This is a genomic window from Chitinophaga sp. YR627 (assembly GCF_900114995.1).
In the GTDB taxonomy this organism is placed as follows: domain Bacteria; phylum Bacteroidota; class Bacteroidia; order Chitinophagales; family Chitinophagaceae; genus Chitinophaga.
The window spans coordinates 195,693-218,855 of record NZ_FOUX01000003.1 but is presented as its reverse complement, the minus strand read 5'-3'; the positions used below and the strand labels follow the sequence as shown (position 1 = coordinate 218,855).

Annotated in this window: 15 protein-coding genes and 1 pseudogene; 10 read left to right on the top strand and 6 right to left on the bottom strand. The window is 43.9% G+C overall.

Annotated elements, in window-relative coordinates; translation table 11 throughout:
- Nucleotides 1-83: 83 nt before the first annotated feature.
- Nucleotides 84-163 (bottom strand): annotated as a pseudogene (locus BMZ72_RS16265).
- A 232-nt stretch (nucleotides 164-395) separates the two neighbouring features.
- On the opposite strand from BMZ72_RS16265, the gene BMZ72_RS16260 reads away from it, so the two are divergent.
- The 4 genes from BMZ72_RS16260 (at nucleotide 396) to BMZ72_RS16245 (ending at nucleotide 7,997) form a co-directional block, all read left to right on the top strand.
- Nucleotides 396-1,436, top strand: coding sequence for a helix-turn-helix transcriptional regulator (locus BMZ72_RS16260; protein ID WP_089810165.1), 1,041 nt, complete (start codon nucleotides 396-398; stop codon nucleotides 1,434-1,436).
- Nucleotides 1,433-3,037 carry a DUF6377 domain-containing protein gene (locus tag BMZ72_RS16255; RefSeq protein WP_089810163.1) on the top strand — a complete coding sequence of 535 codons (1,605 nt, stop codon included), beginning with the start codon at nucleotides 1,433-1,435 and terminating at the stop codon, nucleotides 3,035-3,037. Before BMZ72_RS16260 ends, BMZ72_RS16255 begins: the two co-directional genes overlap by 4 nt.
- 439 nt (nucleotides 3,038-3,476) lie before the next feature.
- Nucleotides 3,477-6,431, top strand: coding sequence for a SusC/RagA family TonB-linked outer membrane protein (locus BMZ72_RS16250; protein ID WP_089810161.1), 2,955 nt, complete (start codon nucleotides 3,477-3,479; stop codon nucleotides 6,429-6,431).
- Between the two features lie 24 nt (nucleotides 6,432-6,455).
- Nucleotides 6,456-7,997, top strand: a complete 1,542-nt coding sequence (locus BMZ72_RS16245; RefSeq protein ID WP_089810159.1) for a RagB/SusD family nutrient uptake outer membrane protein — start codon at nucleotides 6,456-6,458, stop codon at nucleotides 7,995-7,997.
- 2,175 nt (nucleotides 7,998-10,172) lie between these two features.
- Here the strand turns inward: BMZ72_RS16245 and BMZ72_RS16240 are convergent.
- The 3 genes from BMZ72_RS16240 to BMZ72_RS16230 all read right to left on the bottom strand — a co-directional run bounded on the left by BMZ72_RS16240 (nucleotide 10,173) and on the right by BMZ72_RS16230 (nucleotide 13,389).
- Complete coding sequence (locus tag BMZ72_RS16240; RefSeq protein WP_089810156.1) at nucleotides 10,173-11,258, bottom strand: family 10 glycosylhydrolase; 1,086 nt, start codon at nucleotides 11,256-11,258, stop codon at nucleotides 10,173-10,175.
- On the bottom strand, nucleotides 11,251-12,360 hold the full coding sequence (locus tag BMZ72_RS16235) for a carbohydrate-binding family 9-like protein (RefSeq protein WP_089810154.1): 1,110 nt from the start codon (nucleotides 12,358-12,360) through the stop codon (nucleotides 11,251-11,253). The genes BMZ72_RS16240 and BMZ72_RS16235 overlap by 8 nt, the downstream gene beginning before the upstream one ends.
- Nucleotides 12,361-12,489: 129 nt before the next feature.
- Nucleotides 12,490-13,389, bottom strand: a complete 900-nt coding sequence (locus BMZ72_RS16230; protein WP_089810152.1) for a carbohydrate kinase family protein — start codon at nucleotides 13,387-13,389, stop codon at nucleotides 12,490-12,492.
- A 1,120-nt stretch (nucleotides 13,390-14,509) separates the two neighbouring features.
- Between BMZ72_RS16230 and BMZ72_RS16225 the strand changes: the two genes are divergently transcribed.
- The 6 genes from BMZ72_RS16225 to BMZ72_RS16195 all read left to right on the top strand — a co-directional run bounded on the left by BMZ72_RS16225 (nucleotide 14,510) and on the right by BMZ72_RS16195 (nucleotide 20,724).
- Complete coding sequence (locus BMZ72_RS16225; protein ID WP_089810150.1) at nucleotides 14,510-15,136, top strand: TetR/AcrR family transcriptional regulator; 627 nt, start codon at nucleotides 14,510-14,512, stop codon at nucleotides 15,134-15,136.
- Nucleotides 15,126-16,499: a TolC family protein gene (locus tag BMZ72_RS16220; protein ID WP_089810147.1), complete on the top strand. Its 1,374-nt coding sequence runs from the start codon at nucleotides 15,126-15,128 to the stop codon at nucleotides 16,497-16,499. Before BMZ72_RS16225 ends, BMZ72_RS16220 begins: the two co-directional genes overlap by 11 nt.
- 55 nt (nucleotides 16,500-16,554) lie before the next feature.
- Nucleotides 16,555-17,682 carry an HlyD family secretion protein gene (locus tag BMZ72_RS16215; RefSeq protein ID WP_089810145.1) on the top strand — a complete coding sequence of 376 codons (1,128 nt, stop codon included), beginning with the start codon at nucleotides 16,555-16,557 and terminating at the stop codon, nucleotides 17,680-17,682.
- A gap of 143 nt (nucleotides 17,683-17,825) precedes the next feature.
- Nucleotides 17,826-19,406, top strand: coding sequence for a DHA2 family efflux MFS transporter permease subunit (locus BMZ72_RS16210; protein ID WP_089810143.1), 1,581 nt, complete (start codon nucleotides 17,826-17,828; stop codon nucleotides 19,404-19,406).
- A gap of 809 nt (nucleotides 19,407-20,215) precedes the next feature.
- On the top strand, nucleotides 20,216-20,434 hold the full coding sequence (locus BMZ72_RS16200; RefSeq protein ID WP_089810139.1) for a hypothetical protein: 219 nt from the start codon (nucleotides 20,216-20,218) through the stop codon (nucleotides 20,432-20,434).
- Nucleotides 20,435-20,466: 32 nt separating this feature from the next.
- The gene (locus BMZ72_RS16195) at nucleotides 20,467-20,724 is read left to right on the top strand and encodes a hypothetical protein (RefSeq protein WP_089810137.1); all 258 of its coding nucleotides are present in this window, start codon (nucleotides 20,467-20,469) and stop codon (nucleotides 20,722-20,724) included.
- Here the strand turns inward: BMZ72_RS16195 and BMZ72_RS16190 are convergent.
- Both BMZ72_RS16190 and BMZ72_RS16185 read right to left on the bottom strand, forming a co-directional pair.
- Nucleotides 20,721-22,595, bottom strand: coding sequence for a monovalent cation:proton antiporter-2 (CPA2) family protein (locus tag BMZ72_RS16190; RefSeq protein ID WP_089810136.1), 1,875 nt, complete (start codon nucleotides 22,593-22,595; stop codon nucleotides 20,721-20,723). The genes BMZ72_RS16195 and BMZ72_RS16190 overlap by 4 nt on opposite strands.
- A 1-nt stretch (nucleotide 22,596) precedes the next feature.
- Complete coding sequence (locus tag BMZ72_RS16185) at nucleotides 22,597-23,145, bottom strand: glutathione-regulated potassium-efflux system oxidoreductase KefF (protein WP_089810134.1); 549 nt, start codon at nucleotides 23,143-23,145, stop codon at nucleotides 22,597-22,599.
- Nucleotides 23,146-23,163: the final 18 nt, after the last annotated feature.

The following is a 23,163-nucleotide window of genomic DNA, read 5'->3' as shown; positions in this document are numbered from 1 at the left end:
CTTGTTTTTCTGATTAGAGAAAAAGTGAATGAGCCCGAAGGCCCGATGCTAATCCATTGCTCTACCAAACTGAGCTACCCTGTTTCCAGGGACAGGAATCGAACCTGCGACCCATAGATCCCTCACAATCTATCGCTCTACCAACTGAGCTACCCCTTCCGGGAACAGGACTCGAACCTGTGACGCTTAGACTGCGCAGCAACAATTACGACCTGCTTTGGAAGCATATTACCATCCATCGGAGGCAATACTACGGGGCTCTCAAAAACCCTCATCCGGCCCGCCACAGTATCTGTAATTGTATCATCAACGATGACAATACAAAGGTCAAACTCATGTGCGCACTTTTTTTGCGCATTTGATTTTTTTTTCTACTTTTTGAAAAAATAGTCTGCATGCCCGTTAATAAGAATGCCCTTATCCGTTACAGAACAATAGATAACTGCCTCCGGAACCGCAGGCGTAAATGGACCCTGCAGGATCTGATCGATGCTGTGGGCGATGCCCTGTACGAATATGAAGACATTCACAAAGGGATCAGCCGCAGGGCTATTCAGATGGATCTGCAGGCCATGCGTAGCGACAAACTGGGATATAGTGCGCCTATTATTGTGGTGGACAAGAAGTATTATACCTACGAGGATCCGGAGTACAGCATCACCAATATACCTTTAAGTGAGGTGGACCTGAGCCGTATGAACGAAGCCGTGGAGGTCCTGAAACAGTTTAAGGGCTTTTCCCATTTCAATAGCCTCAATGAGGTCGTGCAGAAACTGGAAGACCACGTATATGCGGCCTCCCATAATACGCGCTCCGTGATAGAATTTGAAAAGAACGAACGACTGAAGGGACTGGAACACCTGGAGCTGTTATATCAATCTGTCGTACAGAAAAAAGTGATCCGCATTGCTTATCAGTCTTTTAAGGCTAAAAGCGGTAACTCATTTGAGTATCATGTGTGGTGGCTGAAGGAGTTCAAAAATCGCTGGTTTGCGGTAGGTGTTAAGGGGAAATCAAATCAGCTGTATCACCTGGCGCTGGACAGAATATCAGAATTAGAACTTTTGGACGGCCCTTTGTATATTGAGAATGAACATATAGAACCGGTCGATTATTATAAACACGTAATAGGTGTAACTGTTTCTGATAATGTGCATCCACGAAATGTCAAAATACTCGTCAGCCATGAACATGCGCCATACATACTTACAAAGCCCATGCATCACTCCCAGGAGCTCCTGGAGAGCCGGGAAGATGGTATCATTATTAACCTGAAGGTCCAACAGAATTTCGAACTCGAAAGGGAAATTCTGGGTTATGGCGATGGGATGATCGTGCTGAGCCCAAATTCTCTCCGGGACAGAATTCATAGAAAATTTCAGCGGGGCATACAGAATTACGATGACCCCGAACTGTTCCACAAATCTGAAAAATGAAATCGAAGCTTATTTGTTTGTTATTGCTGTTTGCGTGTAAAATATCATTTGCCGGATCCTCCCGGGATACTTTATTGGACAGGCTGAATCAGACAATTGAAAATGCACACGTTTATGATGCGGACAGGGTGAAGCAGATCAATGTCCTGAGACAGGCATTGTCAACCAGCAGGCATTTGTCTACCGAAGAACAGTTTAATATCTGTCAGCAACTCTACGAACAATTCAAGGTTTTTAAATATGACTCGGCTTTTGCCTATGCCCGGAAATTGCAGGAGCTGGCAAAGCAAATGAATGATTCTCAACGGGTAAACTATGCCGTGGTAAAACTGGGGTTTGTATTGCTGTCTTCCGGTATGTTCCGGGAGGCGGGCGACTACCTGCTGACTGTCAACGTTCATTCACTGCCTGACACGGCGCGTGCGGAATACTACTCCCTCATGGGACGCTATTACTATGACATGTCTGATTATAGCAGCGATACCTACTTCGCTCCTTCCTACACCCGGCAGGGAAATATCTACATAGATTCTGCACTGATGTTATATAAACCCCATTCCTTTAGCTATGACTATAGTTATGGATTAATGTATCAGAAAAAGCAGCAGTTAGATAGTGCGAAGTACTATTACACCCTTACGGTAGCTCATCAGGACCTGACCATGCATCAACAGGCGATCGCTACTTCCTCGTTGGGTAATATATATATACGTATAGGCAAACAGGACAGTGCCATTATTATGATGACCCGTGCCGCAATGGCAGATATCATGTCGAGTACCAAAGAAACAACCGCCATGTTCATCCTGGCCGAACTGTTGTTTAAGGAACGCGACGTTAAACATGCCTCCCGTTATATAGAATATGCGGTTGCGGATGCCTCCTTTTATGGCGCCCGGCTCAGAAAAGTACAGGTAAGCGCTATCCTCCCTATCATCGAGGTGGAAAAGATCAATACAGTAGAAGCGCAGAAAACCCTGCTGTTTGTTTACTCTACGATCGCCACCCTGTTATTGCTGGCACTTATCTGGCTGGCGGTGATCATCTTCCGGCAATATAAAAAGTTACAGGCAGCCCAGCAGGTCATTACTTCTGCTCATGCATTGCAACAGGAAATCAACTATAAGTTGATGGAGGCAAATAAGATCAAAGAGGAATATATCGGCTATTGTTTTCAGATCAACTCATCCTACCTCGACAAAATCAAAAAATTCAAAAAGCTGGCTGATCAGAAACTAACAGATAATAAATATGCCGAAGTCAGGTATCTGGTCAATAACATAGATCTTAAAGAGGAAAGAGATGAATTGTTCCGGAATTTTGACCGTATCTTCCTGAAAATATTTCCCAACTTTGTAACGGTCTTTAACTCCTTCTTTAAAGAAGAGGACCGGATCAGACTAAAAGACAACGAACTGCTAAATACCGATCTCAGGATTTTCGCACTGATCAGGATCGGAATCAGCGACAATGTAAAAATTGCCCAGATTCTTGAATATTCAGTGAACACTATTTACACTTATAAAACGAAGATCAAAAACAAGGCAATTATACCAAAAGAAGAGTTTGAAGAACGACTGATGGACATCAAAGCCCTTTGAAAATCGCTCTGAAATGTTAAGAAAACCCGGTTATTATCGTTATATATAAATTACGATAATATAAATACAATGCATTGTTAATCAGTAAATTGAAGTTTATGAAAACATGTTTTGAACCAATATTTTCTATATAAGTACCATATAAATTGTTAACCTGTTTCAGGCAGGCTTACTTTGACTTATCGACCGCAGCCGTAATCTATCCGACGCAGTTGAAACCAGTGAGACCACGTTACGATCAATGTCAGAAAAAAATCCGTTATGAATCATATATGCCCGGCCCTAATTCAACCAGGTCAGGACTTATAGTGTGACATTATCCACGTTTGATGATATGCCATCGGCGCAAAGAAGTATTCCACGTTTGGCAGGCCGCCCAGGCCTACCGGACCCATTCATGCAGGCATCATTATTCCACAAAACCAATAAAAACTGATCTATGACCAATCTTCTATTTCGCAAGGTGCGTCTGTTATGCTCGTTATTACTGCTTGTTGCAGGTATAGCCAGCGCACAGACCAAACCCGTGACCGGTAAGATCACGGATGAAAACGGTAGTGCCGTTCCGGGCGCCACTGTGCAGGTCAAAGGAACCAGCACAGGTACGGCCACCGGGGCGGATGGTACATTTAAACTGAATGTGCCGGCCACAGCTACCACACTGGTCGTTTCTTTTGTCGGCTATGTACAGCAGGAAATTGCTATTGCCGGCAAATCAGAATTTTCCATTGCCCTGGTACCCACCAGTACAACCCTCACAGATGTGGTGGTAGTAGGTTATGGTACCACCCGTAAAAAAGACCTCACGGGTTCGGTGGTATCTATTAAATCTGCCGATTTTAACCGTGGTATCGTTACTGCCCCTGATCAGCTGATCCAGGGTAAGGTAGCCGGTCTCATGGTGATCGCCAACAGTGGTGCGCCAGGTGGTGCAACTACTGTGAGGATCCGCGGTAACTCTTCCGTAAGGACGGGTAACCAGCCATTGTATGTAATAGACGGTATGCCGCTGGATGGCCGTACCGCTAAGCCTTCTGTTAGCGCCAACGGTCTTGGTCAGACGCCGGACGCTAACCCGCTGAACTTCATCAACTCCTTTGATATTCAGTCAATGGATGTATTGAAGGATGCATCTGCAACCGCCATCTACGGTGCAAGAGGTGCTAACGGTGTGGTAATTATCACAACTAAGAAAGGCGCTGTTGGTGCTCCCCGTCTGGATGTTAACTATTCAGCCGGTATGAGTAAGCTCCTTAAGAAACTGGACGTACTGAACGCGGATGAATACAGAAGCGCCCTGAAGCAATATAGCCTTACCGGTGGTGACAATGGCTCCAGCGTTGACGCGATGGAGAGCATTCTCCGTACCGGCACTACCCACAACGTCAATGTAGGTGTTAGTGGCGGTAATGAAAATGGCGTTTACAGAGCGTCTTTCGGCTTACTTGATCAACAGGGTATCATTAAGAAAACCGGTCTGAAGAAATATACTGCCAACCTGAACGGTCAGTATAAACTGATGGAAAATAAAAGGCTGGGGCTGGATTACTCTATCCAGGCAGCACATACTACTGAACAGATAGCCCCGATCACCAGCAACGCTGGTTTTACCGGTAGTCTGATCGGTCAGGCCCTCCAGTGGAATCCAACTCTTGCACTGCGTAAGCCTGATGGCTCATTTAATATACTGGGTGAAGGTTCTGCCATCAACCCGGAAGCAATGTCAGCTGCTTATGATGATAAAGTGAATATCAACAGTATTGTAGCCAGCATTTCTCCATCTTATAAAATCACTGATAACCTGGAATACCGTTTTACTTATAGTATCAACCACCAGGTCGGAGAAAGGGAAACGCAGATAGCCTCCTTTATCAACATCGCCCAGGTGATGAATAACGGACAGGCTTACTATGGTACCACTACCCTTACTTCCCAGTTGATGACACATACCCTGAACTATAGCAAGCAGATCACGCCTGCATTATTTCTAGGGGCTGTGATCGGGTATGAGCGTCAGGACTTTGATTATAAAGGCAGAAATCTGGGTGGACTTGGTTTCACAACAGATGTGCTGAAATATACCGACATCCTCCAGAACCCTTCTCAGACCAATACGTTTATCAACTCCTTCCGCAATCCTGAATCTAAGCTTCAATCCTATTTTGGTAGAGCAAACCTGAACTTCCTGGACAAATACCTGTTAACAGCAACCCTGAGAGCAGATGGTTCCAGTAAGTTTGGTTCCAATAACAGATATGGTTACTTCCCGTCTTTCGCTGCAAAATGGAATATCAGCAATGAGGCTTTCCTGAAAGACAACAAAACGATCAACCAGTTAGCACTGCGTGTGGGCTGGGGTATCACCGGTAACCAGGAGTTCCCTGCAGGTGCTGCACAGGAACAGTATACGCTTAACTCAAATGGCGGCGCCAGTCTGAGCAATGTGGCTAACCCTAACCTGAAATGGGAAAGCTCTAAACAGCTGAACGCCGGTATCGACTATACCTTCTTCGGTGGCAGATTATATGGTAGTGTGGATTACTTCCATAAAAACACTTCCGACCTGCTGTTCAACTTCCCGGCTATCCAGCCAGCGCCTGCATCCAACTACTGGATCAACCTGCCGGCTAATGTGATCAACAAGGGTATTGAAGTGGTATTACGCGGAGACATCGTTGCGACTAAAGATTTCAACTGGAATCTCGGTGTGAACGCGACGTTCCTGAAGAACAGACTGGAAAATTATGATGGTCCGCCGGTATTAACAGGTTCCATCAGCGGCCAGGGTGTATCTGATGCATATGCCCAGCGTCTGGCAAACAACGAACCACTTAACACATTCTATCTCAGAAGATTCGAAGGATTTGACGCGAATGGTCAGGGCCAGTACACAGATGGTGGTAATACCCTGTTCTTCAAAGGAGATCCAAACCCTAAAACCATGCTGGGTATCATCACTGCCGTGAATTATAAGAAATGGGCATTGAATGTGAGTGCGCATGGCGCTTACGGATTTGATGTCTATAATAACACTGCCAATACCGTATTGCCGCTGAATAACCTGGGTTCCAGGAACGTGGCTAAGGACGTGATAGGTACAAAGGAAAATCTCTCCAATCCGATCACAGTATCCAGCCGCTATCTGGAGAAAGGCAATTTCATGAAACTGGATAATGCCACCATCAGTTATAGTATCGGGAACATAGGTAAGGTGATCAAGAATGCATCCATTTACATCACCGGACAAAACCTCTTCATCATCACGAAGTATTCAGGATTTGATCCGGAAGTGAATACGGATAAAAGTATCAATGGCGTAACCTCCTTTGGTATTGAGTATTCCCCTTATCCTACCGCCAGAAACTTTCTGGCAGGCATCAACTTCTCGTTATAATTCACTGATTTAAAAACTACTACTATGCGATTGAATAGAATAGTCATCATATTATCACTTGCATTCGGATGTGGATTATCTTCCTGTTCTCTTGATGAGCAGCTGGGATCTACACTGACACGCGAGCAGGCAGATTCACTGATCGAGGTGCCGGCGCTGCTGGTATCTGCCTATAATGGTCTTCAGTTACCTTATCAGGACCAGTCTAACTTCTGGGCCCTTCAGGAAATGACCGCAGATGAAGCCGTAGCCCCTACCCGTGGTGGTGACTGGGATGATAACGGTGTATGGCGTGCGTTGAAACTGCACAACTGGACACCTGACCATACTTATATCAGCAATACCTTTTCGAATATCCTGCAGCTGCAGTTCCTTGCTTCCAATGTGCTCAGCTTCAAGCCTTCTGCACAACAGGCAGCGGAAGCGCGCTTCCTCCGTGCCTATGCGATGTATACGATTCTGGATGGATGGGGACAGGTGCCTTTCCGTAACCCGGGAGATACTTTGCTGAATGCACCGAAGGTGATGAATTCAACAGAGGCTACTACTTATATTATCGGTGAACTGACCGAGATCATAACTGCACTTGATGAAAATGTGCCTGCTTATACCGCTAATAAGAATGCTGCAAGAGCACTGCTGATGAAGTGTTACCTGAATAAAGGTGCATTTGCCAACAGACAGTCGCCAACATTTGATGCCGCTGATATGCAAAAGGTGATCGAACTGGCAGATGCGATCACTGCAAGTGGTAAGTACAGTCTGACGAACTACTTCGACAACTTTGCTTATAATAATGATGCGATCTCTAAAGAAAACATCTTCACACAGCGTAACGGACCAGGCTTCAGTACTGTGAGAAGTGGTAATGCTGTGTACTGTCACTGGGCGCCTACCCTTCACTACAATCAGGACCCAAGTGGATGGAATGGCTATGCGACTATTTCTGACTTCTACGATAAGTTTGAAGCAACCGATGTACGTCGTGGTGGCGCTTATCCCGGTGTTACAGATAAGAGTGGTCTGAAAGTAGGCTTCCTGGTAGGTCAGCAGGTAAATGCAGCTGGTACCCTGCTGAAAGACAGAAAGGGTAATTTATTGATCTTCACCCGTGAGTTGAAATTACAGGAAACTGATCCGAACACACTGGAAGTAACCGGTATCAGGGTAGTAAAATATCCACCGGATATGACGAATAATGAAACCAAGGGGGGTAATAACGCCAATAACGATTACGTGTTCCTTCGTTATGCAGATGTATTGTTGATGAAGGCAGAAGCCCTGTTGAGAACATCCAAGGCAGGTGATGCACTCACGATTGTTAATGATATAAGAGCCCATCGTAAAGCGAGCACCTGGACTTCTATCGATCTGGACAAACTGATAGATGAAAGAGGACGCGAACTGTACTGGGAAGGATGGCGCAGGGAAGACCTGATCCGCTTTGGTAAATTCCTGGAACCATGGCAGCTGAAGCCATCAGACAATCCTAAAAACCTGTTGTTCCCAATACCCACTAAAGACCTGGCTGTTAATAAGAACCTTAAGCAAAACGACGGCTACTAATTATTCTTCAGGAGAGACTGTTTAACGCGGTCTCTCCTGCTTTTTTGCATATGCCTGCGTGTCTGATTGATCATGCATATGATCATAAAGGACCTTGTATGTTCAGAGATGTAATGTCTTCGTGTTACTAACCCTTAACAAAGTCTCCTATGCATTGAAATTTACATCTTACGCTGATGTCGCATGATTATGATTCTGCGCTTATCAGATCATTATGAAGGGGGGATATGTTGCTGCTCCTGCAGTGAGCTGCGGGCAGCCATAAAGATAGTGCAGTTTGGAAATGTGGTGGAATTTTGATGCAGCTTATTGCCCGGTTGGGGGTAGAGATTGGTTACCTCCACCGGGAATAGGCATTTTACGGACTATAGTATCGCAACTTTTTGAAAAACCAATTGTAATTATTCTCTTATCAGATCTCTGTACTTTCTGCATTTCTGTAAAAACTGTTCAGTCATTTCTACTCCAATGAACAGAAAATTCATCTTCATACTGGTATAAACGTTAGTTGTTCAGTGATGAACGGCAACGAATGTCTCTGTTGGCCTACATTTTTATCACTACAAATTTTTCCTTTGAAACCCTTGTGTTTACTTATACTGAATGAAATGAATGCCGCTATTTGAATGAATGTAATGACGCAAGGTTAATTAAAAACAGCACTATACTTTTGTTCTGTCATGCAAATATGAATGGCAGAATAATAATAGTTTTTCAGTTAACCATATCAGTGATAAGATGCAACAGCTTATTTACCTGTCAGTAAAAATGAAAGATTACGCTAGCTATAAATTGTTAAAGGAATGATGTGTTATGTCATGTGAATAATACGAAGTGCCTTATGATTATAGGAGCCGCGAGGTTGCTTTGTTTTTCATGGTTATTTATTTAGGGGTTAAACAAACTGTGTATACCCGGGTGTCATTCCTGATACCTGGCTTTTAAATCTTTGTGTCGGCAAATTATTTGTTCATTTTTAAGATTTCACTTTCAGTTAATGTTTGAATGTAAGAAACAGAGGGTTTAACATCAACAAACAATTTGATCCATTCCCGGGCGCCATTCCTGGCACCTGGTACTTATTGCTACGATGAGTGGGACGCGAGTGTGGATAAGGGATTGTGGCTGTTGGGGAGTGTGTTGATGGTGTGGTGATATCATGATCGGTTATTAAAACTGATTAGGAAATCAGCGTGATATCTCATAGCTACTGTAAGAGATCGTGCTGATATAATGGACTGCTGTGTGGATTATTAAAGCTGATTAAAAAAGTAGATAGATGTCTCATGATTACTGTATGCAATCATACGGATGGACATGGTTATGCCCTGCATCATTTACTAAACTGATTAAGAAATTAAGTTGATATCTCCTGTCTATATATAAATGCATACTGTAGGATAGGCAGCGGTGTGCCGGTAAAGTGAGATGAGTTAATGAAGAACGGCCACCGTACCTCTTTAGGAAGTCGCAATTATTTGTTTGAGTATTTCAATTCTGAAGAAACCCAGGAGCTAATTCTGGCACCTGGACATTTTTAAATGGCTGGAGATAAAAATTATGTACGGAGATAAAGATTATGCACTATCCAATTATGAATCGCTCTAATCGTATAATAGTAGGTTATTAGACTGAGTCCGGACGCCATTCATGGCGTCTGGCACTTTATCGGTTGTTGATAGTCATAGTAATTGGGGTAGAAAAGTTGCGTTGAGATATTAAATCAATAATGCAGTAATGAAAGTATTTATTGTTTAAAGAGAGGAATGATGCTAAAGAAGAATATTTTATGGTAATGGTCAGTAATGATGTGCGAGGGAATAATATGCGGGTGTTGATCAATTATAGAAACTGAATGTATCGATAAAAAGTGTAAATAAATGAGTGTGTGTGGATGAGAGTGATGGTGAGTGAATGTGAGTAAATAAGTATCAATAAATATGCATCAGTAAAAAAGTGTAAATAAATGAGTGTGTGTGGATGAGGGTGATGGTGAATGTGAGTAAATAAGTATCAATAAATATGTATCAATAAATAAAGTCAACGTACTGACTGGGAATAATTCATAGCGAAACATGGGGTTTTAAGATGGAATACCGGGGATCAATCCTGATCCCCGGTTATTTAAATTATGTTATCTGAAAGATCTTTTATCCAGGTAACAGGAATAACATATTACACACTTGCTTTTTGCAGCGTGCTTAATACCGCGTCATCTATGCCACCAAAAAGTGAAACACCTGCCGCACCATGCTGTATTGCCAGACGAATACCCTTTTCCAGATCGGCCATGTTACCATGGAAATCAGGTAGATATAAGCCAGCGTACAATGGGAATTTACCATGCAGACCACTGACGCCTTCCGCGACTGCCTCTCCTATCCAGTTTACGTCTTCTTTATAGAAACCGTGGTAGATCATCGGATTTACTGAATCCAGGGGCCAGTTTGTCCAATCCTGTCTCACAATACGTTTGGCGATATCCGGTGTAGGGAATACGGCTGCGGAGATAGGTTTTTTATGCTGTTTGGCTACTGCCGCCAGATTGTTCACCACATTTGTAATGCGGTTATACCTGAATCTTCTCCAGGAAGGGATCTGATCAGGATGTTCCATATCCAGCGGGTCTACGCCTTTTTGTTCTTTGTATTTTTCCCGGCAGGTTTCGCAATAGCAGAAATCATACTCAGGCAGTTCTTTTGACTGATCAATACCGTAATTGCTCCAGAGGTTTACCGGCAATACTACGTCGCAGTAACGCACGTAATCCAGGTGGAGGCCATCTACATAGTCTTTGGACAGTACTGCTTCTGCCTGTTCTTTCAGGTAGTTGATCACTTCCGGCTTGCTCGGACAAAGCCAGCGATAATATCCTACATATGGTGGGTGTGTAGCGCAGGATTCTCCTTTTCTGTTTTTAGCATACCATTCAGGATGACTGGCCAGCAATTCTTTCTCACCACGATTCATTGTCCAGATCCATCGGTGTGCCTGAATACCATTTTCTTTGGCCGCTCTGAAATGTTTCTCACTGTCTGCTTCAAAGAAGATAAGTCCGATACCTGCCTTTTTGTAAGCAGCATAGCGCTTTTGCAGATCGGCAGTGGTGTCTTTCTCATCCGGATTGATCCAGACGCGGTGTTTCGCTTTAGCTGCGGATGGCGCGGCTGCTTTTGCTGTTGCGGAAAGGGATGGTAAGCCAGGTTGCATGATAGCCAGACTACCAAGACCGACTGATTTCAGGAAATTGCGTTTATTCATTTGATGAGTTTTGGGAAATTTTACCTTCCTGGTTAATAGAGCAGCGTTGTTTGGTGTTCTTGTCGAGCAGTGTTGCGGTGAACTGATTCGTGATGCCTTCCAGCTCTAACGTATAGGAAACGCCCTGTTCTTTAATGTTTGTATTGGTGATGCCCAGCGCCTGCAGACTTGTAGCATAACGTCCATTTTTTCTGCGGTATTGTTGTTGTTTACCGTATATATCCCAGAGATATTCTTTTGCTGCTTCGATGGCAGGTAAGGTGATCGTTACAGGAGCACTACCTGCTGGTTTGCTGATGAAATTCAGGTATCCCCATTTCTCAGGTGCATGCATATTGATGATGCCCTGTGGCGACCATACCCAGTTATGTTCAGGTAATGGTTTGCCTGTTTTGGGATCTTTACGTTTTACGTATTGACCTTTCACAATATCGGTATCCCATTCTACTCTGGAAAAATTGATTCTCCAGCGTGCACCATCTTTGGGTGTAAGGCCTTCGTTGAAAAATGCGAATGCACTGAACGGTATGGCCATTTCCACTGTCCATTTTCTGTCTTTATCAGCAGAATTGTTCAATGTACCGTCTATCTGCACTGCTGTCTGTATACCTCTTGTATCCCAGGTCATCAGGGCGTCGCCACCAACGCGGTAGGGCTTGTTCATGAAAAGGTCCATGACGGTATTATGCGCATTGATCTCAATTTCGAAATATTTTTCGCCATCGCCATCAGGATCTACAAATACTTCAAAATCATTATCCTGAAAGATGATAGTATCATGTTGGTGCAGCGTCGCCCATATATGCTGATCTTCGAGTTCTGCCAGTATATACAGATTCTCCTGATCCCACAACATTTTCAAACGGGTACGCATGGCTGGTGCAGGTTGCTTATCTCCTTCGATATCTGTGAAGTCATCGCTCCACACGGCTTTAGACCATGCGTCTTCATTGCCGGCTCCGTCTATTTTGATCGGAGTAGTAGTTTGATAAGAATGATACTGCCTGGGTGGCACATAGGCCGGTTTTTGTTGTGCGTAGGATGGAAGGTACAGGCATACCATTCCTAATCCTGTAATCACATGACGAATAAGTTGAGACATGCCTTAAATATAGGAAAGCGGACTGCCATTTTTATATTTTTTTCAATGGATGGTCTTATCGGATGATTAAATTGCAAAAAAAGAGCATAATATTAAATTATGCTCTTTGAAAAATCAATATATCCGGCTTTAGTGTGCTGCCATTAATGTGGTTACTTCCGAACGTTGGTAATCAGGGCATCCGCCATGATAAGATGCCACAAGCGCACCCATTGCACAGGCAAATGATAAGGTATCAGCCGGTGAATATTTTTTGATAATGCTATACAGACATCCTGCGAGAAAAGCGTCTCCGCTGCCGATCGTATCTGCTACTTTTACTTTATAACCGGGATGCTGATAGAATTTTCCTTCCGTAAATAGTGCCGCGCCATTTTCACCTAAAGTGACAATGATAGTTGGAATGGCATATTGCAGACTTAATGCTTTCACCTGTGCCTCCATGGTATCGGGCCATTGATGCCAGCTGCCGATGATAGATAATTCTGATTCATTCAGTTTCAGGATATGACATTGATGCAGCAGACCAACAAGCAGTTCCTGTTCAAAATGCGGAGGACGCAGATTGATATCCAGTACAAAAGTGCGGTTGCCTTCAAGCAGTAATTGTAAGGTTTGACGGCTGTCTGCATTTCTTGCCGCAAGACTACCGAATACGAGGAAGGTATCACCTGCCTGCTGTGCGAGTTCTTTTAAGGCAGGTGTAAAAGCAATATAATCCCAGGCCACCGGCTGAACGATCTCATATTTCATTTCCAGCGGGTTATCCGGAGAAGGACGTGCATATACTTTACCCGTTTCGTGTACCGGGTCTATCTGAACAAAGTCGGTTGTCAGCTGATATCGTTTCATAAGCTCCAGCAGGGATTTTCCCTGATCATCATCTCCGATACCCGATATCATGGCTACGGGAACAGACAATTTTTGAAGATGGTAAGCCACATTCATGGGTGCTCCTCCGGGTAGGGCTTTATCCGGCAAAATATCCCAGAGCACTTCCCCAAAACAGGCTACTTTGTATTGTGTCATAACTAATGTGTTTGCGCTCAATAAATTATATTTTGACTATATAATAATACTCTTTCCTATTCAAATTGATGCAGATTATTCCATGAACAAAGTCCGGTAATATGGTCATAAAGCTTCTCTCAAACGTCGCTGTCGTCAGGCGTTTCTCCTCTTCGTTAAGCTACAATACTCCTCTCCGTTAAGCTACAATGCCCATCCTGTCCGTTCAGCAGCTCCGGATTGTACCGTTAACAGGCCATTATGCCGCTATTAGGCCCATATCTATCCGCTCATGAGCGAAGAGATAACGGCGTAGTATCGTAGTAATAAGGGTATACATCGAAGAACTAATCATAACAGACTATTCCTCAATATACTATTCCTCAAAAGAGATATAAAGGACCAGAGCGCTGGACAACGCCCCGGGTTTGATCGTTATCAACCTTGGATGTAATCGGAAGACCGAAAAAACACAGTCTCAGAGCATTATAAATAATTATAACGCTTTAGATACAAGCAATGGATGTGCTTACAACATTGGCAACCAATGCTGCATTGCAAACAAGAAAAGGTGAACTAAAAGCCGGATTGACTGGTTTTTGAACCGATACAGGTTTTTCACATAATGGATATGGACAAGAAATTGTACAGATATCTGATCATATCCGGATATATCAGCAGATACAAATTGGATAGAGCAGTCTTACTGTCTGACAAATAATGGATGATAGTATGAATGATCATAGAACGTTGGTTCAGGATAATAAAGATGAATGGTTTGGTTAACTGCAATCAGAATTATTTTGATAATGGTTTTTATAGATATAGCATATCAAAATGAATGAGTTGGAAGCAGTTCCGCTCTCAACAGTTCAAAAGTAAAATGAAAAGATCATAATTGCTGAGTCCATTATGTTCATTTTAATTTTAATAGTTCGTTCCGTTCATTTTTTTAGTGGTTGAATTTCCAACTGTTGGAAATCAATGATTTAGCTTCAAAGTCTCCTATACTATTCTCACCTTAATGTGGTATATCACCTTAAAATCTGCTTAAAAAGGTATTAATATTGGCAAATATTTAAACGGTCGTTTGATTAAATTAAATGTTTGTTTAACTTTGTGCGCACAATTCGATTTACACATGGAATACAATCCGAAGCAATTATTAATCCTGGAGTCTGCCGAGAAGCTATTCGCTTCCCACGGTTTTCACGCTACTTCAGTGAGGGATATTGCGCATGAGGCAGGTGTGAACATCGCAATGATATCTTACTATTTCGGTTCAAAAGAGAAATTGATTGAATCAATCTTCCTGAAAAGGATCATCAATTGGAAAGCAATTCTGAACGAAACGCTGGCTGATAATTCCAAAACATATATAGAAAGACTGGATTCACTGATTGAGAATTTTGTGCGCAGGATCATTGGTAATCCCTGCTTTAATCTCATGATGATGAGGGCACAGATCCAGGCGGATATGCTCGTGAATGATCTGATTCACGAAAGTAAAAAGGAAGTATACGAAGTGATCGGTACGTTTATTAACGCCGGTCAGGAACAGGGGATATTTAATAAGGATGTGGATGTGCTGATGATGGTCGCGACACTGACTGGTACAACCAATCATATTATGTCGACCAGGCACCATTTCCAGCGCATGAGCAATCTGGAACATCTGACAGATAGTGAACTACAGGAATATTTAATTATTCATACAAGCAATCATTTGAAAAATTTGTTTAAAGCCATTCTAATCCATGAAGCTTAATAGCACATACAGGCGTTTATGGTCTCTGGCAGTTTGCGTAATACTGGCTATACCTTATACCAGTCAGGCGCAGGACAAGAAGAGCCTGTCTTTGAAAGAAGCCATAACGCTTAGTATACAGAACAGTAAAGAACTTAAACTTAGCAAAACAAGGATCGACGCAGCACTCGCATCTGTAAAAACAGCAAACAATGCACAGTTACCGGATGTTAGTGTTTCAGGCTCATATCTCAGAATCAACGAACCAAATGTAGATCTGAAAATCAAACTCGGAGGTGATAGTACCGGTTCCGGTTCAGGTGGAGGATCTACTCCGAAGGTAAACTCTCTTGCCTACGCAATGGCAACCGTATCAGTTCCTATCTTCTCAGGATTTATGCTCCAGAGCCAGAAGGAATCCGCACGTTACCTGGCTGAAGCCGCAAAACTTGATGCGGATAAAGACCGCGAAGCAGTTATTCAGAACACGATCAATGCTTACAGCAATCTGTATAAATCACAGCAGGCAGTAGAACTGGTACGTGAGAATCTGAAACAACAGCAACAGCGCGTAACAGATTTCACCAATCTCGAAAAGAACGGCCTCGTAGCACGCAACGACTTATTAAAAGTACAGTTACAGCAGTCAAATGTGGAAGTGACCCTGGTAGAAGCTGAAAGCAATCTGAAACTGGCTAACGTATCGATGAACCTGTTGTTAGGTCTGCCTGAAACAACAGAACTGGTAGCAGATAACAATACTTTCGATCAGTCTGCTCCTGTTGCTTCAAAAGCAGCCGCTGAATGGGAACAGATCGCATTACAGAACCGTAAGGATGCCGCTTCCCTGTCAGCCCGTGAAAAAGCTGCCACTGCAGGTATTAAAGCTGCTAAAGGTGAATATTATCCTTCTGTTGGTCTTACCGGTGGTTACGCTGCTATATCAGTACCGAATGCGCTGACCGTAACAAATGCACTCAACGTCGGAATAGGTGTTAAATACTCTCCTTCCGCTTTCTGGAAGTCCGGTTCAAAAGTAACAGAAGCGAAAGTAAGACTGCAGGAAGTACAGGTAAATGAAGAGCTGCTGGTTGATAACATCCATTTGTCTATCAACAGGGCATATCAGGAATACCTGGTAAACCAGAAAAAGATCGAGGCATATCAGAAAGCAATCGACCAGGCAGGTGAGAATTATAAGATAGTAAAGAACAAACAGGAGAACAATCTCGCAACAACTACTGACCTGCTCGAAGCGGATGTGGCCAATATTCAGGCAAAACTGAACTTCGCCTTCGCAAAAGCTGATGCAGTTGTAGCTTATACCAAACTGCTGGAAACCGCAGGTGTATTGACAGAGACAGGTGCAGAGGCCGTTAAATAACGCAACTATCTAATTCAGGATTTTAAAAAAAAAGTAACAATCATATATATACTATATGGAAACGCAATCAGCTACAGCTACTAATAAAGGTGCCAATAATGTACAGGAGGCTCCCAAAAAGAGGAACTATCGTTTCATCATCGTATTGGCAGTCCTTGTTATCGGTGGTGGTGCATTCGGTATCTCAAAATATATTCACTCCCTTCACCATGAAGAAACCGACAACGCACAGGTAGAAGCAAACGTGAGCCCTGTTATACCTCGTGTAACAGGATATGTAAAAGAAGTTCGTGTAAAAGATAACCAGGTTGTAAAGCAGGGCGATACACTGGTAGTGCTGGATGACAGAGATCTGCAGATCAAAGTTCAACAGGCAGAAGCTGCATTGGCTGCTGCTGAAGTAAACGTACAGGTAGCAGTAGCCACTACAAACGCTGCCCGTTCCAATATCTCTTCTTCTCAGGCAAATATCTCTGCAGTAGATGCACAGATCGAAGCCGGAAAAGTAAACGTATGGCGTGCCAATCAGGATTACGAGCGTTATGCTAACCTGATTAAAGATCACTCCATCACACAACAGCAATATGAGCAGGCACTGGCTGCAAAACAAACTGCTGAACGTCAGCTGAACGTACTGCAGGAGCAGAAAAAAGTAGCTGCCCGTCAGACAAGCGCCGTATCTACCCAGAGCGATGCAACTGCTGAACAGATCAATGCTGCTAAAGCGATCATCAAAGAACGTCAGGCAGAACTTGACAACGCTAAGCTGACAGCTAGCTACGCTATTATCCTGGCGCCTGAAAACGGTGTAGTATCTAAGATCTACGTACAGCCAGGGCAGCTGGTACAGGCTGGTCAGTCCCTGTTCAGTGTAGTATTATCCAACGATGTATGGGTAGTAGCAAACTTCAAGGAAACACAGCTGGATAAAATGAAACTTGGCCAGAAAGTAAGCGTACATGTTGACGCATTCCCTGGTAAGTCTCTCGAAGGTAAAATTACCTCCTTCTCTCCTGCTACAGGTGCCCGTTTTGCACTGCTGCCTCCGGATAACGCTTCTGGTAACTTCGTAAAAGTAGTACAGCGTCTGCCGGTGAAGATCGAATTCGATAATCTGAATCAGGCTGAAGTAAAACAACTCCGCCCAGGTATGAACGTACTGGTGGATGTACATCTTGACTAATAGCAGTTACGAATGACCCCGCTAGAGTGGTGCGGTTGACAACTAAATTGGAACTACTCTCAGACTGGCATACTATTAATGCATGTTTCGTGTCACCTGGCGGGAACATTCGGTAACTGACCTTCATATAAAAACTAATAAACGTGTTACTACAACAAGAATCATTGGTAGAGTATGGCGCCCGCAGGGTGATCATTACTATAACTGCCATACTCTGTGCCTTGCTGGAGATCGTAGATACGACCATCGTAAACGTGGCATTGAATGAAATGCGCGGTAACATGGGAGCTACACTGAGTGAGATTGGATGGGTAATCACAGCTTATGCGATCGGTAACGTGATCATCGTACCGATGACAAGCTGGTTGTCACAACAGTTTGGACGTCGTAACTACTTTGCAGTATCAGTTGTAATATTTACTATTTCCTCTTTCCTATGTGGTAACGCCACCACTATGTGGGAACTCGTATTGTTCCGCTTCATACAGGGTCTTGGCGGTGGTGCATTGCTGGTAACTTCCCAGACAATTATCACCGAAAGTTATCCTCCGGAAAAAAGAGGGATGGCTCAGGCGATCTACGGTTTGGGTGTGATCATCGGACCAACATTAGGTCCTCCATTAGGTGGTTATATCGTTGACCATTATACCTGGCCGTACATTTTTTACATCAACATTCCTATCGGTGTAGTAGCAACCCTGCTGACACTGCAATTCGTAAGAAGTCCGAAATACGGAGAAAAGAAATCGGCGAGTGAAATTGACTGGTTGGGTATCGGATTCCTTGCACTGGCAGTTGGTTCCCTTCAATATGTACTGGAACGCGGACAGGAAGATGACTGGTTCAATGACACAACGATATTGATCCTGGGAATAATGGCGGTCATGGGCATCTTCTTCTTTATATGGAGAGAGCTGGTCTATAAAAGTCCGATCGTGAACGTGAGAGTGTTGTCGAATGGTAACCTGAGAGTGGGTACACTCCTCTCCTTCCTGATGGGCTTCGGATTATACGGATCCACCTTTATCATCCCGCTGTATACACAGAGTTTGCTGGGATGGACCGCTACGCAATCAGGTATGCTGATGATACCAGCAGCACTCACCACGGCATTTATGATGCCGATCATTGGTAAGATGCTGGAGAAAGGGATACCGCAGCAGTATCTGGTAGCAGCAGGTATGTTCCTGTTCTTTGTTTTCTGTTTCTGGGGATATAAGATCATCACGCCCGACACCGGTTCGGAAGCCTTTTTCTGGATGCTGATCGTACGTGGTGTGGGTATGGGTATGTTGTTCATTCCGATCACAACGCTTTCCCTGTCTACATTAAAAGGGAAGGAAATTGGAGAAGGCGCGGCGTTTACCGGTATGATGAGACAGTTGGGTGGTTCTTTCGGTGTGGCATTGATCACAACATTTGTATCCCGCCGGAATGAGTTACACAGAATGGACCTTGTGAGCAAACTGGATACAAATAACCCGGATGTGATGAAGAGAGTGGCCGGAGCAACCGCTAATTTTGCTTCAAAGGGTATGGATACAAGAAGAGCATTGGGTAGCGCTTATCAGTCACTGGAATACAGTGTGACCAAGCAGGCCACCGTAATGTCTTACATGGATGTATTCCTCTACCTCGGTGTACTGTTCCTGATCTGTGTGCCTTTTGTGATGATGGTGAAAGGAAAGAAAGCCGCAAAACTGGATCCAAGTGCAATGCACTAAAAGATATTAAAGATATGTTACTAACAGTGTAACAGTTGTAGGTTTAGGTAATGAGCCGGAATAATCTTATTCCGGCTTTTTTATTTGTAGTAATTGATGTGTATAAACCTCCGATACCAGCTGCTGCTGAGATGGTATTTTATCGCGTAATGGTAAAGTTGATCTATAAAAAAAGGGCCATTACTAAAATGAAAATGGCCGGTTTCATTTTCCAGGTGTGTGTAGCGCTGCGATTAAGCGATTAAAATGCTGATATTAAGATCAGTATAGGTTAGTGATAAAATAAGACCGATAAAATTAAAAAGACCCGGGGCCTGGAAAAGCCCGCCGGGTATCTCTTTCCCTCAAATTAATCCCATACGGGTGCTTAATGCACCTGCGCATGGCTCGTCTTAATGAAACAGACAAGATTATAACATTTTATAGCCCGGGAGTTATTCACAACACATGTGCTTTGATTGTAATGACTGTGGGGCTTTTGTGTAGTGATGTAATCATTTATTAGGATAAAAATAAAGTAAAAAAGTTTACAAATGATGCTGTTATGTAAGAATTATCAGTATGATAGCTACTATTTCAATTGGCGTGTCAGCATGTAGAAAATAACCGTGGTTATTCACATTTCCAAGCTTCCCGGAAATGTGGAAAAATATCTACGTGAAAACCCGCGCCGATAGTAACTTTGCAGCGCTAACGCCATGGCATTTTGTTTGCCCCCTAGACAATAGGACATAACCAAAAGAAAAAAAACGGACAATTACGATCAATTAATTCGAGAAGATTTAAACGGATCCCAAAACGTACCCTTTATGAAGAGAATTGCATTCGCATTTGCGATCATCGGAACAATGCTGGCTGTTGTAGGACAGTACGCTATTATTAATGACTGGAACCTGTTCTGGTTATTTCATACACTCGGCTTTATCGGCTACATACTGATTATTAGCGCAGCCGCATATTTTTCCCTGTTAGGCATTCATCAGCTTTCCAGAGAAGAGAAAATGCGTATCCGTAATAAAAGCTTTTAATAAGTATATCTTTACGTGCTAACTGAAGAATTATGGAAGGAATGGATGAACCATTTATACTCAAATTTGAATTCAAAGGGAAACCGCATATCCTGGAGATCCATCCATGGATACAGCAATACAGGGTCTCTTTCAAAGTAATCGTGGAAGGCCACGATATTACTTTTGAAAGAGATGAAGAAGGTGAATACCGCGCTATCAGCAACGTTAATGTCAATGCTGACAAACCGGTGGACACTGAACTGCTGCAGGAGATCGCCCGTCGTATAGAGGAAGCGCTGAACGTTTAATCCTGGTTTGCCTCGTCAATGAGGGATTGTTCATCCCATCCCTGCGTAGCCGGGTTCCACCTGGTAACTCTGTCGTTGGACATCAGTTTTTCCAGTTCTTCAATCCTTTCTTTTACGGTATTGATATACAGCTTTTTATCATTGCGGATAGCGGATAACCCCTTCAGTGCTTTTTCGTCCTGCTTCCTGAACGTATTCACATTACGTTGCGCCTGATAAGCTCTGACACCCAGTAGCTGTAATGCGTCTGCCCCCATACGGAGGGAAGTGTCCAGCGTTTCCCGATAGATATGCAGTACCCCCAGATCCATCAGTTCATAGGTATCCGGGATATTCTCTGCTTTTACCAGCATCTGGAGATGCGGGAAGTGTTTTCTTACCACCTTCACTACCTCCAGCGTCTGCTCAACCGTATCCATTGCAATAATGATCACTTTTGCATCTGCCGCACCGGCTGAAGCCAGGAGGTCATGTCTGGATGCGTCGCCATAATAGACTTTGATACCCAGATTGTGCAGGGCATCTACCCTGTCTGAATCAAGGTCGAGAATAGTCGCCTGTATACCGTTAACACGCAGGAAACGGCCTACGATATTGCCGAAACGCCCGAAGCCGGCAATGATCACCGGATGCTTTTCCTGGATCTCATCCGCTTCGCGTGTATCGTCAGTAGTTGTTTTATTGAATCGTGGCAGGATAATACGCTCATGCAGTAGTAACAGTAAAGGCGTCAGTGCCATACTTAAAGCAACGACAGCGGTCATAATACTGACTGTCTGCGGGGAAAGGATATTATTCTGCTGTGTGAAGGATAAAAGGACGAATGCAAACTCTCCCACCTGAGAAAGCGCCATCGCAAATAACAGATTCTGCTCAATACTGATCCGGAAAGTCTTACCCAGTATAAATAGCGTCAGTGCTTTAACCAGCATTAGCGCCGCTACAAGACCGAGTATCACCCAGGGCATAGAAAGTACCAGCCTGAAGTCGATGGAGGCGCCTACGGCCATAAAAAACAGTCCTAAGAGCAATCCTTTGAATGGCTCTATATCGCTTTCCAGTTCATGACGGTATTCACTGTTGGCCAGTACGATCCCTCCCAGGAATGCACCTAAAGCCGGACTGAGTCCGACAAGACTCATTAATACCGATATAGATACCACCAGCAATAAAGCAAAAGCTGTAAACAGTTCTCTTACACGTGCCCTGGCCACTACCCTTAGTAAGGGCCTTACCAGATATCTTCCTGCTACTACGATCACCGTTACCGCCCCTAATACCATCAGCGTCTGCGCCCAGGCTGGCAGATTATCCCTGAAGGTCTGCTCATGTGCAGCGGTATTCCCGGTGTCTGCACCCGCCAGTAAAGGGAAGATCGCCAGCATTGGGATCACCGCGATATCCTGGAACAGGAGCACGGAAAAGGCGCTCTGTCCTGCGGCAGAGGAAAGCTGCCCCTTTTCTTTCAGACTTTGCAGCACGATCGCTGTGGACGATAAGGACAAGGTCATACCTAATGCAAGAGATGCATTCAAAGGTTGTCCAAGTAATAACGCCAGTCCGGTGACAATTGCCGTAGTGATCAGCACCTGTAAACCACCCAATCCCAGTATCGGCGCCCGCATGTTCCACAATAAGGCCGGTTCAAGCTCAATGCCTATCAGGAAGAGCATCATTACCACACCAAACTCCGCGAAATGCATAATGTCCTGTCCTTCATGACCGATGAAACCTAACAGCGAGGGGCCGATCACGATACCTGCCAGCAGATAGCCCAATACAGAACCCAGGCCGAGTTTTCTGGCAATTGGTATGAAGACCACCGCAGCCGCCAGATAGATCATTGCTATAAAGAAGTAAGAATGCTCCATGTCATTGAAGTTTTAATTGTCCGTCCCGTAAATTTTCCAGCATTTGTCTGTAGCTGATAGCAGCTTCGCTGATCTCCTGATGGCTTAACTTATGTGTGCCATAGACCACGAACGGATCCAGGTATTGCATGTTGCAAAGAGCAGCCGTCTGTTTGAAAGGCAACAGGAAATCATTCACAGAATGTCTGTGCCAGCCTTCCTTATGATAGGCCGTTTCCTGGGAACCGGCAGAAATTACGTTTCCTGCTATCTTACCCCTCAGTGCATTTCCTGTATGGCCATAAGCCCAGCCATGTTCCAGTACAAGGTCCATCCATTGTTTGATCATCGCCGGAGCGCTGTACCAGTAAAACGGGTGTTGAAACAATATGATATCATGCTGTAAGAGTAACGATTGCTCGTGTCTTACATCTATATTAAGGTCCGGATATATTTCATAAAGATCATGCAGCGTAATTCCCTGCATACCCCGGATAGCACGCACGAGTTGTGCATGTACCCTTGACTTCTCGAATGCAGGATGTGCAAATAAGATCAGAATTTTGGCCATAGATCAGATTAAGTATCG